This is a genomic window from Bradyrhizobium sp. 153 (genome assembly GCF_023073835.1).
GTDB lineage: Bacteria > Pseudomonadota > Alphaproteobacteria > Rhizobiales > Xanthobacteraceae > Bradyrhizobium.
In genome coordinates, this window is sequence record NZ_JADPKH010000082.1 from 61,400 (window position 1) to 76,319 (window position 14,920).

13 protein-coding genes are annotated in these 14,920 nt (G+C 64.3%); 7 read left to right on the forward strand and 6 right to left on the reverse strand.

All coding sequences use genetic code 11. The features are described from left to right. The first annotated feature begins 7 nt into the window (after positions 1-7). The 5 genes from IVA91_RS19565 to IVA91_RS19585 are packed head-to-tail and all read left to right on the forward strand — an operon-like array spanning position 8 to position 5,472. Positions 8-742, forward strand: a complete 735-nt coding sequence (locus tag IVA91_RS19565; protein WP_247277837.1) for a CpaD family pilus assembly protein — start codon at positions 8-10, stop codon at positions 740-742. Continuing rightward, entirely contained in the window at positions 739-2,007 is a 1,269-nt protein-coding gene (locus IVA91_RS19570) for an AAA family ATPase (RefSeq protein WP_247277838.1), read from the forward strand. The genes IVA91_RS19565 and IVA91_RS19570 overlap by 4 nt, the downstream gene beginning before the upstream one ends. A 20-nt stretch (positions 2,008-2,027) precedes the next feature. Then, positions 2,028-3,497 carry a CpaF family protein gene (locus IVA91_RS19575; RefSeq protein ID WP_247277839.1) on the forward strand — a complete coding sequence of 490 codons (1,470 nt, stop codon included), beginning with the start codon at positions 2,028-2,030 and terminating at the stop codon, positions 3,495-3,497. Positions 3,498-3,510: 13 nt separating this feature from the next. After that, positions 3,511-4,488, forward strand: coding sequence for a type II secretion system F family protein (locus IVA91_RS19580; protein ID WP_247277840.1), 978 nt, complete (start codon positions 3,511-3,513; stop codon positions 4,486-4,488). 9 nt (positions 4,489-4,497) lie between these two features. Then, the gene (locus IVA91_RS19585; RefSeq protein ID WP_247277841.1) at positions 4,498-5,472 is read left to right on the forward strand and encodes a type II secretion system F family protein; all 975 of its coding nucleotides are present in this window, start codon (positions 4,498-4,500) and stop codon (positions 5,470-5,472) included. Between the two features lie 38 nt (positions 5,473-5,510). Here IVA91_RS19585 and IVA91_RS19590 read toward each other — a convergent pair whose 3' ends face one another. Together IVA91_RS19590 and IVA91_RS37165 are read right to left on the reverse strand one after the other, a co-directional pair. Continuing rightward, positions 5,511-6,323 (reverse strand): tetratricopeptide repeat protein, encoded by an 813-nt coding sequence (locus tag IVA91_RS19590; protein WP_247277842.1) that lies wholly within the window; start codon positions 6,321-6,323, stop codon positions 5,511-5,513. Positions 6,324-6,451: 128 nt separating this feature from the next. Next, positions 6,452-6,655 carry a hypothetical protein gene (locus IVA91_RS37165; protein ID WP_183247077.1) on the reverse strand — a complete coding sequence of 68 codons (204 nt, stop codon included), beginning with the start codon at positions 6,653-6,655 and terminating at the stop codon, positions 6,452-6,454. A 198-nt stretch (positions 6,656-6,853) separates the two neighbouring features. On the opposite strand from IVA91_RS37165, the gene IVA91_RS19600 reads away from it, so the two are divergent. Continuing rightward, positions 6,854-8,227 carry a leucyl aminopeptidase family protein gene (locus IVA91_RS19600; protein ID WP_247277844.1) on the forward strand — a complete coding sequence of 458 codons (1,374 nt, stop codon included), beginning with the start codon at positions 6,854-6,856 and terminating at the stop codon, positions 8,225-8,227. Beyond that, positions 8,220-9,065: a C40 family peptidase gene (locus IVA91_RS19605; protein ID WP_247277845.1), complete on the forward strand. Its 846-nt coding sequence runs from the start codon at positions 8,220-8,222 to the stop codon at positions 9,063-9,065. Before IVA91_RS19600 ends, IVA91_RS19605 begins: the two co-directional genes overlap by 8 nt. A gap of 45 nt (positions 9,066-9,110) precedes the next feature. On the opposite strand, the gene IVA91_RS19610 is transcribed toward IVA91_RS19605, so the two are convergent. The 4 genes from IVA91_RS19610 to IVA91_RS19625 are packed head-to-tail and all read right to left on the reverse strand — an operon-like array spanning position 9,111 to position 14,917. Further along, positions 9,111-10,748 carry an ABC transporter ATP-binding protein gene (locus tag IVA91_RS19610; RefSeq protein ID WP_247277846.1) on the reverse strand — a complete coding sequence of 546 codons (1,638 nt, stop codon included), beginning with the start codon at positions 10,746-10,748 and terminating at the stop codon, positions 9,111-9,113. Positions 10,749-10,752: 4 nt separating this feature from the next. Next, positions 10,753-11,931, reverse strand: a complete 1,179-nt coding sequence (locus IVA91_RS19615; protein WP_247277847.1) for an ABC transporter permease — start codon at positions 11,929-11,931, stop codon at positions 10,753-10,755. After that, positions 11,931-13,040 (reverse strand): microcin C ABC transporter permease YejB, encoded by a 1,110-nt coding sequence (locus IVA91_RS19620; protein ID WP_247277848.1) that lies wholly within the window; start codon positions 13,038-13,040, stop codon positions 11,931-11,933. The genes IVA91_RS19615 and IVA91_RS19620 overlap by 1 nt, the downstream gene beginning before the upstream one ends. Positions 13,041-13,042: 2 nt before the next feature. After that, a complete protein-coding gene (locus IVA91_RS19625) occupies positions 13,043-14,917 on the reverse strand; it encodes an extracellular solute-binding protein (RefSeq protein WP_247417895.1) in 1,875 nt (624 codons plus the stop codon). Positions 14,918-14,920: the final 3 nt, after the last annotated feature.

Here is a 14,920-nt window from a genome sequence, read left to right on the forward strand (position 1 = left end):
CTTCAAGATGATCACAAGACCACCCCAGCTTCGCAAACGCGCCATCCGCCTCGGTGGCGCGCTCGTCGGCATGGCGCTCGCCCTCGGCGGCTGCCAGCACGACGAAGCGGTCACCGCCTCCATTCCCGACGATTACAAGCAGCGCCATCCGATCGCGATCGAAGAGCAGAACCGCTCGATCGTCGTCTTCGTCGGCCACGCCCGCGGCGGCTTGACCGCCGCCCAGCGCGCCGACGTGATGGGCGTCGCCTCGGCCTGGCTGCACGAGGGCACCGGCGCGATCCGGATCGACGTGCCATCCGGCACGCCCAACGCACGTCCGGTCGCGGATACCATGCGTGAGATCCAGGCGATGCTGGCGGCGGCCGGCGTTCCGCCGCGCGGCGTCAACGTTCGCCCCTATCAGCCGGAAGACAAGCGCTTCCTGCCGCCGATCCGGCTCACTTACTCCAAGATCGCCGCGGTCGCGGGTCCCTGCGGCCTGTGGCCGGAGGACATCGGCCCCTCGATGAAGAACAAGAGCTGGTTCGAGAACAAGGACTATTACAATTACGGCTGCGCCTATCAGCGCAACCTCGCTGCGATGGTCAACAATCCGTCGGACCTCGAGCAGCCGAGGGCCGAAACGCCGTCCTACATGGCGCGTCGCACCACGCTCCTCGAGAAGTATCGCAAAGGAACGTCGACGGCGGTCTCCTATCCTGAAGCCGACAAGGCCAAACTCAGCGACACCGGCAAATGATCAGCTACGCTCGCCAGCCTCAAGAAGAGCAGCCGGAGGCCCCACCCCCGCCGGTCGATGAGCATATTGCGCCCTCGCCGCGTGTCTCGGTCCAGGCCTTCTGCGAGACCGTAGAGACCGCTGCCGCGGTGCAGTCGGCCGGCGAGGATCGCCGTCTCGGCAAAGCCCATCTGAAGATCCAGATGGGCGGCATGGCGGCGGCGATCGAAGCCTATCGCTCCGCCCCGACACCAAACGTGATCGTGCTCGAAAGCGACGGCCGCAACGATCTCCTGGGCGGGCTCGACCAGCTTGCCACCGTCTGCGACGCCGGCACCCGCGTGGTCGTGATCGGCCGCATCAACGACGTGATGCTCTACCGCGAGCTGGTGCGCCGCGGTGTCAGCGACTACGTGCTCGCGCCGGTCGGCGCGATCGACGTCGTGCGCTCGATCTGCAACCTGTTCTCGGCGCCCGAAGCCAAGGCAGTCGGCCGCATCATCGCCGTGGTCGGCGCCAAGGGCGGCGTCGGCGCTTCCACCATCTCCCACAACGTTGCCTGGGCGATCGCGCGCGATCTCGCGATGGATGCGGTCGTCGCCGATCTCGACCTCGCCTTCGGCACGGCCGGGCTGGACTACAACCAGGACCCGCCACAGGGCATCGCCGACGCCGTGTTCTCACCCGATCGCGTCGATACAGCCTTCATCGACCGTCTGCTGTCGAAATGCACCGACCATCTCAGCCTGCTGGCGGCGCCCGCGACGCTCGACCGCGTCTATGACTTCGGCTCCGACGCTTTCGATGCCGTATTCGACACGCTGCGCTCCACCATGCCCTGCATCGTGCTCGACGTGCCGCACCAATGGTCGGGCTGGACCAAGCGCGCCTTGATCGGAGCGGACGATATCCTGATCGTGGCCGCGCCAGATCTGGCGAATTTGCGCAACACGAAGAACCTGTTCGACCTTTTGAAGGCCTCGCGCCCCAACGACCGGCCGCCGCTCTACTGCCTGAACCAGGTCGGTGTTCCGAAACGTCCCGAAATCGCCGCCACGGAATTCGCCAAGGCGATCGAGAGCCAGCCGATCGCCTCGATTCCGTTCGAGCCGCAGATCTTCGGCTCGGCGGCCAATAACGGGCAGATGATTGCGGAGATCTCGGCCAATCACAAGTCGATCGAGATGTTCCTTCAGATCGCCCAGCGCCTGACCGGCCGGAGCGAGACCAAGAAACAAAAGTCGTCCTTGTTTTCACCCCTGATTGAGAAGTTGCGGGGAAAATAGCCGCCGCATGGAGTTGTTAAGTGTTCGGTAAGCGTAGCGGAACAGACACCGACCTTCGGGCTCCCAAGCCCGGCGCCGTGTTGCCCGAGCCTTCCCAGGCTCCGGCGGCAACGGTGTCGCGCGGCCCGCTCCCGCCGGCCGTCGCCTCGCCACCGCTTGCCCCTGCCAAGGCCCCGCCGCCTCCCGCCATGGAGAGCCGGCGCTCGGACAATTATTACGAGGTCAAGGCGACCATCTTCGGCGCGCTGATCGAGGCCATCGACCTCGCCCAGCTCGCCAAGCTCGATTCCGAGTCCGCCCGCGAGGAAATCCGCGACATCGTCAACGAGATCATCGCGATCAAGAACATCGTGATGTCGATCGCCGAGCAGGAGGAACTGCTCGACGATATCTGCAACGACGTGCTCGGCTATGGCCCCCTCGAGCCCCTGCTCGCGCGCGACGACATCGCCGATATCATGGTGAACGGCGCCGGCACCGTCTTCATCGAAGTCGGCGGCAAGATCCAGCGCACCGGAATCCGGTTTCGCGACAACCAGCAGCTCCTCAATATCTGTCAGCGCATCGTCAGCCAGGTCGGCCGGCGCGTCGACGAATCCTCACCGATCTGCGACGCGCGCCTCGCCGACGGCTCCCGCGTCAACGCTATCGTGCCGCCGCTCGCGATCGACGGCCCCGCCCTCACCATCCGCAAATTCAAGAAGGACAAGCTGACGCTCGATCAGCTCGTCAAGTTCGGCGCGATCTCGCCGGAAGGCGCAGAGATCCTCCAGATCATCGGACGGGTCCGCTGCAACGTGCTGATCTCCGGCGGTACCGGCTCGGGCAAGACGACGCTGCTCAATTGTCTGACCAACTACATCGAGCACGACGAGCGGGTCATCACCTGCGAGGACGCGGCCGAGCTCCAGCTCCAGCAACCTCACGTGGTCCGGCTCGAAACCCGCCCGCCCAACATCGAAGGCGAAGGCCAGGTCACCATGCGCGAGCTGGTGCGCAACTGCCTTCGTATGCGCCCCGAACGCATCATCGTCGGCGAAGTCCGCGGCCCCGAGGCGTTCGACCTGCTTCAGGCCATGAACACCGGCCATGACGGCTCGATGGGAACGCTGCACGCCAACAATCCGCGCGAGGCGCTGTCGCGCTGCGAATCCATGATCACTATGGGCGGCTTCTCTCTGCCCTCGCGCACCATTCGCGAGATGATCTGCGCATCCATCGATGTCATCATTCAGGCCGCACGCCTGCGTGACGGCTCGCGCCGGATCACCCACATCACCGAAGTGATGGGCATGGAAGGTGACACCATCATCACCCAAGATATCTTCCTCTACGACCTGATCGGCGAAGACGCCAACGGCAAGATCATCGGCCGGCACCGCTCGACCGGCATCGGCCGCCCGAAATTCTGGGAACGCGCCCGCTATTACGGCGAAGAGAAGCGCCTTGCCGCCGCGCTCGACGCCGCGGAAGTGGCGCCGACAACGTGAGGAGGTCAGCGTCGTGAACATGCAGGTCCTCGCGCTCGCGTTTCTCGCCACGGCCGCCGTCGGCGGCATCGCCTGGGTCTTCCTCTATCCACTCCTGTCAGGGGAGCGGAAAGCCGAAAACCGCCGCGCGGCGATCGCGCGTGCCGACGCGCCCGCGGCCAAGCAGACCGAGAAGAGCCAACGAACGCGCCGTGAGCAGGTCGAGACTTCGCTCAAGGATCTCGAGGCGCGGCGCCAGCAGGAGAAGCGGGTTCCGCTCAGTGTCCGCCTCTCGCAGGCAGGGCTCGACTGGACGGCGCAGAAATTCTGGGTGGTGTCCGCCGTCGTGGCGGGCGTGCTGTTCGCGGCCGCTCTGTTCGTCGGGGGCGGCCTGCTCGGTGCCGCCGGCCTGGCTTTTGCTGGCGGCTTCGGCCTGCCGCGCTGGGCACTGGGTTTCCTCAAGAAGCGCCGCGAGTCCAAGTTCCTGGCGGCGCTGCCTGATGCGGTCGACGTGATCGTGCGCGGCATCAAGGCGGGTCTGCCGCTGTTCGAATCGATCAAGGTCGTCGCTGCCGATTCACCGGAGCCGCTGCGCACCGAGTTCCTCCAGATCATCGAGACGCAGGCGATCGGCATGCCGCTCGGTGAGGCCTGCTTGCGTCTCTATGAGCGCATGCCGCTCCCAGAGGCGAACTTCTTCGGCATCGTTATCTCGATCCAGCAGAAATCGGGCGGCAACCTCTCCGAAGCGCTCGGCAACCTCTCCAAGGTGCTGCGCGACCGCAAGAAGATGAAGGAAAAGATTCAGGCGATGTCGATGGAGGCGAAGGCCTCGGCAGGCATCATCGGCTCGCTGCCGCCGATCGTGATGTTCCTCGTCTATCTCACGACGCCGCACTACATCTCGCTGCTTTGGACCCACCCGACCGGCCAGCTGATGCTGGTCGGCTGCGTCGTCTGGATGTCGATCGGCATCATGGTGATGAAGAAGATGATCAACTTCGATTTCTGACGGTGCCGTATGGTCGAGTTTCTCGTTTCGAAGCTACATGACGTCCGCTTCATGACCATGCTGCTGGCAGCCATTGCCGCCAGCGCCACCGTCTATACGCTGGTGATGCCGCTGTTTGCCGGCGAGGGACTCTCCAAGCGCATGAAGGCGGTGGCGAGCGAGCGTGAGCGCCTCCGGCAGCGCGAGCGCGAGCGCCTCAACAAGAACGAGAAGGTCTCGCTGCGCCAGTCGCCGAAGCAGCTCGTCTCCAAGGTGGTCGAGGACTTCAACCTCACCAAATGGCTGGCGCAGGAGGCCGCCCGCGACAAGCTCATCATGGCGGGCTACCGCGGCCAGGCGCCCTACATCACCTTCCTGTTTGCCCGCATGGTCGCTCCGATCGCGCTCTTCATCGGTACCGCCATCTACGTCTTCTTGATCGCGCACCTTGAGCAGGCGCTGCCGGTCAAGATCGGCATCTGCGTCGGCGCGGCCTATCTCGGCCTCCAGGCGCCGATGCTGTTCCTCAAGAACGCGATCTCCAAGCGCCAGCTCTCGATCAAGCGCGCCTTTCCCGACGCGCTCGACCTGCTGCTGATCTGCATCGAATCCGGCATGTCGGTCGAAATGGCGTTCCGCAAAGTCGCCACGGAGATCGTCGGCCAGTCGATCGCACTGTCGGAGGAGTTCGCACTGACCACGGCCGAGCTGTCCTACTTGCAGGACCGGAAGATGGCCTATGAGAACCTGGCGCGGCGCACCGGGCTCGAAGGCGTCAAGTCGGTCTGTCTGGCGCTTCAGCAGGCGGAGCGCTACGGTACGCCGCTCGGGCATTCCCTGCGTGTCATGGCGCAGGAAAACCGCGACATGCGCATGAATGAGGCCGAGAAGAAGGCCGCTGCGCTACCGCCGAAACTGACGGTGCCGATGATCCTGTTCTTCCTTCCGGTCCTGTTCGTCGTCATTCTCGGACCGACGGGCATCAAGATCACCGAGCTGCACTGACGCGAGAGACCCCCGCGCGCGGTCCAAGATCAGGCCGATTAATCGGGCTGGCCGAGCGAGGCGACCGGCGTCCGCTTCGGCGCCCCGCGCGGAGCGTCGTTGCGGTTCAGCATTTCCTTGAGATAGGCGACATTGGCCGCGGCCTGGTCCGGCGGCAGGTCCGCCTTCACGATGGTCTCGGCTTCGGCGAAGCGCCCTTGCAGGCCGACGACCAGACCGAGATTCTGCCGCACCCGGGCGCTCGCGCGCGGCGAAGCGTAAGCCTGTCGCAGCGCCTCTTCGGCCTTGGGCAGGTTCCTCGTCAACATGTAGGACAGGCCGAGATTGGAGAGGACGCCGGGATCACCTGGTGCGATCTTCAGGGCGCTCGCATAATAGGAGCGCGCCTCGTCGTGCCGGCCCATCTGGTCGAGCGCAGTACCTTGCACCGAGAGCAGGCGCCAGTCCGGATTGTCGGGCGAATGCGCCTTCGACAGCACGTCGAAGGCCTGCTGGAAATTGCCGTTGTCGGCGAGCGCGCGGCCGTACTGGGCGAGCAGCGCCTTGTTGCCGGGATTGGCGATGGTCGCCTGCTCGAGCACGGCGGCGGCCTGGGCACGCTGGCCATTGGCGCGCAAGGCCTGACCATAGGCGAGCGCGGCGTCAGCATCCTTGGGATTGGCGCGATAGCGCTCGCCATAGACTTCGGCAGCGCGCGCGGGATCGGCCGGAGCGGCTTCCGCCCGCGGCCCGACCGAGCCCGTGACCTCGGAGAGCTTCGACATGCCCGTGCAGCCGCCGAGGCCCATGGCCAACGCCGCGACCAGCGAGGTGGACGCAAGAAGCCGGGCAAGACTGAACCGTTGACGCATGACACTTTGACTCTCGAGCCGATTGATCGAGCCGAACGCGCCAGCAATAGACTGTTAACCCTAACGGCCAGTTAACACCGACGAGTGGGAGATACGAGAGCTTCCCGACGGCGGTTTCGTCCCGCCGGTCAATATTCGATGGCAAGTCGCTTGCGGATTTCATCGACGCGTTTGTCCAGCGCATCGAACCGCGCATGGACGGAGCGGTCGTGCAGATAGAAGACGTAGCCGCCGGCAAGGAACGCGAAGATCCAATGATGATGCTCGACATAGCCGAAAATCGCCTCAACGGCCTGGCCGATGAATGTGACTACGCTCCACACAAATTCCATTGCATCCTCCCGGCAGGCGTCCTCGGCCGCCGGCGATTTCCATATCTGGCGGCCGTGCTCGGAACCTAGCATGGCCCCCTCGCTGCGAGTAGCGGCTCGCTGAACGGTGACAGCAAAGCCGATTGCGGCGGCGCCGAAACTCTGCGAAGTCTCGTCCGTTCGTACGACCCGCTTGATCTGACGATCCGGACCCGCCAAATGCCTTCTGTCTTCGAGACGTCGCCCACTGCCATCCCGATCACCTTCGTCACCAAATCGAGCTGGGATCAGGTCGCCGAGGCGCTGCCGGCGGCGCAGCGCCAGTTCGCGGCCGCGAGTGCCTTTGCCGCCAAGCCTGGCGGCTATCTCGCGCTGCCCGCGCCGGACGGCGCAATTGCACAGGTGCTGTTCGGCCTCGAGGACGAAGGCGCCAGATCGCGCGACCTGTTCCGGCCGGGCGCCCTGCCTGGGCTGCTGCCGCCGGGCACCTACCGTTTTGCCAATTCACCGCACGATGCACGGCTGGCGGCGCTGGCCTTCGCGCTCGGCAGCTACCGCTACGCCCGCTACCGCAAGGCTGACAGGCCCGGCGTCCGGCTGGTGCCGCCTGATGGCGTCGACGCGACCGAGATCGATCGCGTCGCCGACGCGGCGATGCTGGCACGCGATCTCATCAACACGCCGGCCAACGACATGGGACCAGAGCAGCTCGCCGCCGCCGCGCAGGCGCTCGCCGCCGAATTCGGCGCAAGCTTCGCCTGCACCATCGGTGACGATCTGAAGACGAATTTTCCGCTGATCCATGCCGTCGGCATGGCCTCTAGCCGTGCGCCGCGACTGATCGACATCGGCTGGGGCGATCCGGCTCATCCCAAGGTGACGCTGGTCGGCAAGGGCGTCTGCTTCGACACCGGCGGACTCGACCTGAAGCCGTCGAGCGGCATGCTGATCATGAAGAAGGACATGGGTGGCGCCGCCAATGTGCTGGCGCTCGCAGGCATGGTGATGGATGCGAAGCTGAAGGTCCGATTGCGCGTGCTGATTCCGGCCGTGGAGAACGCGGTCGCCGGCAACGCCTTCCGCCCCCTCGACATCTTCACCTCGCGCAAGGGCATCACGGTCGAGATCGGCAATACCGACGCGGAAGGCCGCCTCGTCCTCGCCGACGCGCTGGCGCTGGCCGATGAGGAAAAGCCGGAGCTGCTAATCGATTTGGGCACGCTGACCGGCGCGGCACGCGTTGCGCTGGGGCCGGATCTACCGCCTTTTTACACCAATGATGAGACGCTGGCGGCCGATGTCGCGCGTTGCGCGGTAAGGGAGAACGATCCGTTGTGGCGCATGCCGCTGTGGCCGCCTTACGATGCCTGGCTGGACTCCAAGACGGCGACCATCACCAATGCCCCGTCGGGCGGCTTTGCCGGCTCGATCACCTGCGCGCTATTCCTGCAACGCTTCGTCGAGCATGCCAGGAGCTGGCTGCATGTCGACATCTACGGCTGGACGCCGTCGGCGAAGCCGGCGCGGCCGGAGGGCGGCGAGTGCCAGGCTGCGCGCGCTCTCTATTCATTGCTGAGTGAGCGCTATGCATGATCCACGGCTGACGCCGGTGCGGGGCGACATCGCCGCGAAATATCTCCAAGGCAAGGTGGAGGCGAAACGCTTCGTCACTGGCGAGGAATTCGAGGTGGTCGAGGCCATCGCGGCCGTGCGTGAGCAGCCATCCTCGAATGCGAAGTTGATGACCGAGGCGCTGCGCGGTGAGCGCGTCACCATTTACGACCGCAACGGCGAAGGCTGGGCCTGGGGCCAGCTCAATGCCGACGGCTATGTCGGCTGGCTGCCGGATGCGGGCCTGGCTCGCCCCGCGGCAACGCCGACCCACGTCGTCAGTGTACTCCGGACGTTTGCGTTTCCCGGCCCTTCAATCAAGCTGCCGCCGGCCGACACGCTGGTGCTTGGATCAAAGCTCACGATCGTGCGCGAGCATGGGGCCTTCGCGGTGACGGGCGACGGAACGTTCTTGCCGAAGATCCATCTCGTCCCGCTCGATCATCGCGAGCCGGACTTCGTCGCCGTCGCCGAGCGCTTCGTCGGCACGCCCTATCTCTGGGGCGGCAAAAGCAGCTTTGGCATCGATTGCTCGGGCCTGGTGCAAGTCTCGCTGACTGCTGCCGGCATCGGCTGCCCGCGCGACAGCGACATGCAGCAGGCAGGCCTCGGCCGCGCGCTCGAGGCGCATGAGTGGGACAAGCTGCAACGCGGAGATCTGATCTTCTGGAAGGGCCACGTTGCCATCGTGCGCGACGGGGCCACCATGGTTCACGCCAACGCCTATCACATGGCCACCGTGATCGAACCAACCGGGCCGGCGCTTGCGCGCATCAGGCAGGCCGGCAGCGAGGTCGTCGCGATCAATCGGCTCGCTTAATCTCGTGGCGGCGGGCGACAGCTCTCCGTACAGAGAGGTGAAGCACTACGTCGCCACCGAGCCGTTGCCCGCAGTCTCCAGCCGGAACGCGGCGGCGAACAGCGCTCGGGTGTAATCCGTCTTCGGGTTCTTGAACAGCTCGGCGGCCTGCCCCTCCTCAACCACTTTGCCGCCGCGCATCACGATGAGATGGCTGGCGAGCGAGGCGACGACGCGCAGATCGTGCGAGATGAACATGTAGGTGAGCTCGCGCTTGCGCTGGAGCTCCCGCAACAGATCGACCATCTGCGCCTGGAACAGCATGTCGAGCGCGCTGGTCGGCTCGTCTAACACGACGAAATCCGGCTCCAGCACCACCGCCCGGGCGATGCTGATACGTTGGCGCTGGCCGCCGGAGAATTCATGGGGATAGCGGAAGCGCGTCTCTGGATTGAGTCCGACATCCTCGAGCGCCTTGACGACGCGGCCCTCGCGCTCCTCACGCGAGAGATTCGGCTGGTGCACGGAGAGCCCTTCGGCGATGATGTCGGCGACCGACATGCGCGGGCTGAGCGAGCCGAACGGGTCCTGGAACACGATCTGCATGTCGCGCCGGAAGGGCCGCATTTCCTTGAAGCGCAAGCCCTGGATGTCCTTGCCCAGGAACACGATCCGGCCGTTCGACGAGATCAGCCTTAGCAATGCGAGCCCCAGCGTGGTCTTGCCCGAGCCGGATTCGCCGACGACGCCGAGCGTCTCGCCCTTGCGCACGGCGAGGCTGACGCCGTCGACCGCCTTGATGTGGCCGACCGTCTTGCGCATCAAGCCGCGCTTGATCGGGAACCAGACCCTCAGATCGTTGGCCGACATCACTAACGGCGCACCCGGCTGCGGCGGCGCCGGATCGGGCTTCGGCTCCGCCGCGAGCAGGTCGCGCGTATAGGGATGCTTCGGGCTCTTGAAGACCTGCTCGACCGGCCCGTGCTCGACGATCACGCCGCCCTTCATGACGCAGACCGTATCGGCGATGCGGCGGACGATACCGAGATCGTGGGTGATGAAGAGCAGGCTCATGCCGAGCCGCGCGCGAATCTCAGCGAGCAGCGCCAGGATCTGCGCCTGCACGGTGACGTCGAGCGCCGTGGTCGGCTCGTCCGCAATCAAGAGGTCCGGCTCATTGGCGAGCGCCATCGCGATCATCACGCGCTGGCGCTGGCCACCGGAGAGCTGGTGCGGATAGCTCTTCAGCCGCGTCTCCGGCTCGGGAATACCGACCTGGGTCAATAGCTCGAGCGTCCGCTTGCGCGCCTCGGCATTGCTGGTCGGATTATGCAGCTGGATCATCTCGCCGATCTGCGCCTCGATCGTGTGCAGCGGATTGAGCGAGGTCATCGGCTCCTGGAAGATGATGGAGATGTCGCTGCCGCGAATCCCCCGCATCTGCTGCTCGGACTGGTCGATCAGCTCCTGCCCTTTGAAGCGGATGCTGCCGGAGGGATGCGAGGCGTTCGGATAGGGCAGCAGCTTCAGGATCGAGAGCGCGCTGACCGATTTGCCGGAGCCGGATTCGCCCACCAGCGCCACGCATTCGCCGCGCTTGATCTGGAACGAGACCTTGTCGACCGCGAGCGTGGTAGCGCCGCCCTGGTGGAAGGCGACAGAGAGATCGCGCACGCTGAGCAGAGGCTGGTTGATCGCGTCCATTGGCTCACCTGAACGTCTTGCGCGGATCGAAGGCGTCGCGCACGGCTTCGCCGATGAAGATCAAGAGCGACAGCATGATCGCGACCGAGAAGAAGCCGGAGAAGCCGAGCCAAGGTGCTTGCACATTGGCTTTCGCCTGGGACAGCAATTCGCCCAGCGAAGGCGATCCCGGCGGCAGGCCGAAGCCCAGGAAATCGAGCGCCGTCAGCGTCATCACCGAGCTCGACACGATGAAGGGCAGGAACGTCATGGTCGCGACCATGGCGTTCGGCAGCAGGTGGCGGAACATGATGACCTGATTAGACACGCCAAGCGCCCGCGCCGCCTGAATGTATTCGAAGTTGCGCCCGCGCAGGAACTCGGCCCGCACGAGACCCACCAGTGAGACCCAGGAGAACAGCAACAGGATGCCGAGCAGCACGAAGAAGCCGGGCACGAGGACCGAGGACAGGATCAGGAGAAGGTAGAGCGAGGGAATCGCCGTCCAGATCTCGATGAAGCGCTGGAAGATGAGATCGACCCGACCGCCGAAATAGCCCTGCACCGCCCCCGCCGCGATGCCGATCACCGACGAGATGATGGTGAGACACAGGCCGAACAGCACCGAGATGCGGAAGCCGTAGATCAGTCGTGCGACCACGTCGCGTCCCTGATCGTCGGTGCCGAGCCAGTTGTATTCGAGGTCGCGGCAGCTCTTCAGCCCCTTCTTCTCCACCACCGGCTTGCATTGCTTCTCGGTCAGCATCCAGGTCGGCGGCGACGGCGCCGGCGTCGGCAGGTCAAGATTGTGGGTATCGTAAGAATAGCGGATCAGCGGCCAGACGATGCTGCCGCCCTTGTCCTTGATCAGCTTCTGCAAAAAGGGATCGCGGTAGTCGGCCGCAGTCTCGAAGTCGCCGCCGAAGGTGGTTTCCGAATAGGTCACGAAGGCCGGCCAATAGAGCCGGCCGTCGAACTTGATCAGGAAAGGCCGGTCGTTGGCGATCAACTCGGCGAACAGCGAGACCACGAACAGAATAATGAACATCCAGAACGACCAATAGCCGCGGCGGTTCGCCTTGAAGTTCTGCCATCGCCGCCGGTTGAGCGGCGAAGGCGCGAACGACTTGCGCGTGATTGGAACGACCTCACCCAGCGGAGACTGCGTCGTGGTCTCGATCGGCGTCGGCGCGATAATTGTCATCAGACCTCCCGCGCCTCGAAATCGATCCGGGGGTCGATCCACATATAGGTCAGGTCGGAGATCAGGTTGATCACGAGGCCGACCAACGAAAAGATGTAGAGCGTGCCGAACACCACGGGATAGTCACGGTTGAGCACGCTCTCGAAACTGAGCAGCCCGAGCCCGTCCAGCGAGAAGATGGTCTCGATCAGCAGCGAGCCCGAGAAGAAGGCGTGGATGAACGTCCCTGGAAAACCGGCGATCACGATCAGCATCGCATTGCGGAACACATGGCCGTAAAGCACCCGGCCCTCGCTGCACCCCTTGGCGCGCGCGGTCATGACATACTGCTTGCGAATCTCGTCCAGGAACGAATTCTTGGTCAGGAACGTCATGGTGGTGAACGCGCCGAGCCCCATGGCGATCAGCGGCAGCGTCAGATGCCAGAAATAATCGAGGATCTTCCAATACCAGGGAAACTGCGACCAGCCGTCCGAGGTCAGTCCACGCAGCGGGAACCAGTTGAAGAACGAGCCGCCGGCAAACAGGATGATGAGGAGGATGGCGAACAGAAATCCGGGAATGGCATAGCCGAGCACGAGCACGGTCGACGTCCAGGTGTCGAAGCGCGTGCCGTCCTTGACCGCCTTGCGGATGCCAAGTGGGATCGAGATCAGATAAGTAATCAGAGTCAGCCAGATCCCGAGCGAAATCGAGACCGGCAGCTTCTCCTTGATCAGCTGGATCACGCTGACATCGCGGAAATAGCTCTTGCCGAAATCGAAGCGCGCGAAATTCCAGACCATCAGGAGAAAGCGTTCCGGTGCCGGCTTGTCGAAACCGAACTGTACCTCGAGCTTCTTGATGAAGTCAGGATCAAGACCTTGCGCGCCGCGATATTTCGAGTTGATAGCGTCGCCACCGGCCCCGACTTGCCCCGGTGCACGCTGAGCGAAGTCGCCGCCGCCCGATATGCGCGAGCTGCCGCCGGTGTCGGCGCCGGAGAGCTGCGCGATCACGCGCTCGACCGGGCCACCCGGCGCGAACTGCACGACGATAAAGGACACGAAGAGAATCCCGAGCAGCGTCGGGATCATCAAGAGGATGCGGCGGGCGATATAGGCGCTCATGATTATTTCGCCTGCTCGAGCTTGGCGGCCTTGGCGGGTTCATGCCACCAGATGTCGGGTGCGCCGACGCCGTTGGCATAACGCGGCAGCTTCTGAGGGTGGCCGAACTGATCCCAATAAGCCAGCCGGTGCGTCTTGTTGTACCATTGCGGCACCCAATATCGGCCGGCGCGGAACAGACGGTCGAAGGCGCGGCACGCGATGGTCAAATCTTCTCGGCTGTCCGCCGCCATGATCTTTTCGATCATGGCGTCGATGGCCGGGCTGGCGACGCCTGCGAGATTGTATGAGCCTTTGGTCGCAGCGACCTGCGAAGAAAAGAATGCGCGCATGGCGTCGCCGGGCGTCGCCGACATGCTGAAGCGCTGGATCGTCATATCGAAGTCGAACTCTTCCTGGCGCGCCCTGTATTGCACGGCATCGACGAGGCGCACGCTCGCTTCGATGCCGAGCGTCCCCAGGTTCTTGATGTAGGGCGCGTGGTGCGGCTGGAAGGAGGGCTCGTCCAGCAGGAATTCGATCCTGAACACCTCTCCGTTCGGCAGCACCCGCTTGCCATCCTTGATCGGGACACCGGCTTCGTTTAGCAATTGCTGCGCCTTGCGCAGCAGGCTCCGGTCTTGCCCGGAGCCGTCCGAGACCGGCGGCGTGAATGGGGCCGCGAACACGTCGTCCGGCACATGGCCGCGAAACGGCTCCAGCAGTTTCAGCTCGTCCGGCGAAGGAGGCGCGTCGCCCGCCATGAGATCCGAGTTCTGGAACGGTGACACCGTACGGGCATAAGCGCCGTACATGATAGTCTTGTTGGTCCACTCGAAGTCAAAGGCATTGATGAGGGCTTCGCGCACGCGGGGGTCTTTGAACTTGTCACGCCGCGTGTTGATGAACCAGCCCTGCGCGCCTGACGGCGTTTCGTCGGGCACGACCTCGAGCTTGACGCGACCATCCTTGACGGCCGGGAAGTCATAGCGCGTCGCCCAGATGCGTGAGGTGAATTCCTCACGGTAGAGATAGTTCTTGCCGGTGAAGCCTTCGAAGGCGACATCACGGTCGCGATAGAATTCATAACGCACGACGTCGAAATTGTAGCTGCCGCGGCAAACCGGCAGATCGGCAGCCCACCAGTCCTTGACCCGCTCGAATTCGATGTAGCGATTGACCTCGAATCTCCCGACCCTGTACGGCCCCGAGCCGAGCGGAATATCCAGCGTCGATTCGTCGAACGGCCGGGACGCGTAATACGCTTTCGAAAAGATCGGCAGGCCCGCGGCATAGAGCGGCACGTCGCGCGCCCGCCCCTTGGCAAAGGTGACAACGAGCGTGGCATCGTCGATCGCTTCCGCGCTCACCATGTCGCGGAGCTGCACGATGAGCAGCGGATGCCCCTTGGTCTTCAGCGCGGTCAGTGAGAACGCGGCATCATGCGCGGTGAGCTTGGTGCCGTCGTGGAATTTCGCCTCCGGCCGCATCGTGAAGCGATAGACCAGCCGGTCCGGCGATATCTGCACGGATTTGGCGGCCAGCCCGTACATCGCGTCCGGCTCGTCACTCGCCCGCACCATCAGCGGCGAAAACGTCATGTCCATGCCTTGCGCGCCGTCGCCCTTGAGGATGAAGGCATTGAGCGAGTTGAAGGTCTGGTAGGACTGGTTATACGATTTCGCCGACGGGATGAGCGAGAACGTGCCGCCCTTCGGCGCGCCCGGATTGATATAATCGAAATGATGGAAATCGGCGGGATATTTGAGATCGCCGAACGCCGAGATGCCGTGGGCCTCGGGCGGCATTTCCGATGCCGTTGCGCCGCGCTGCCAGGCGGCGCCGAGCGCACCGGCGGCACCCAGGGCAAGCACATGCCGGCGTGAAAGCTGCGCCATGCG

Coding starts and splice junctions, on each gene's coding strand:
- IVA91_RS19565 (WP_247277837.1), top strand. CDS start 8: ATGATCACAAGACCACCCCAGCTTCGCAAACGCGCCATCCGCCTCGGT.
- IVA91_RS19570 (WP_247277838.1), top strand. CDS start 739: ATGATCAGCTACGCTCGCCAGCCTCAAGAAGAGCAGCCGGAGGCCCCA.
- IVA91_RS19585 (WP_247277841.1), top strand. CDS start 4,498: ATGGTCGAGTTTCTCGTTTCGAAGCTACATGACGTCCGCTTCATGACC.
- IVA91_RS19590 (WP_247277842.1), bottom strand. CDS start 6,323: ATGCGTCAACGGTTCAGTCTTGCCCGGCTTCTTGCGTCCACCTCGCTG.
- IVA91_RS37165 (WP_183247077.1), bottom strand. CDS start 6,655: ATGGAATTTGTGTGGAGCGTAGTCACATTCATCGGCCAGGCCGTTGAG.
- IVA91_RS19600 (WP_247277844.1), top strand. CDS start 6,854: ATGCCTTCTGTCTTCGAGACGTCGCCCACTGCCATCCCGATCACCTTC.
- IVA91_RS19605 (WP_247277845.1), top strand. CDS start 8,220: ATGCATGATCCACGGCTGACGCCGGTGCGGGGCGACATCGCCGCGAAA.
- IVA91_RS19610 (WP_247277846.1), bottom strand. CDS start 10,748: ATGGACGCGATCAACCAGCCTCTGCTCAGCGTGCGCGATCTCTCTGTC.
- IVA91_RS19615 (WP_247277847.1), bottom strand. CDS start 11,931: ATGACAATTATCGCGCCGACGCCGATCGAGACCACGACGCAGTCTCCG.
- IVA91_RS19620 (WP_247277848.1), bottom strand. CDS start 13,040: ATGAGCGCCTATATCGCCCGCCGCATCCTCTTGATGATCCCGACGCTG.
- IVA91_RS19625 (WP_247417895.1), bottom strand. CDS start 14,917: ATGGCGCAGCTTTCACGCCGGCATGTGCTTGCCCTGGGTGCCGCCGGT.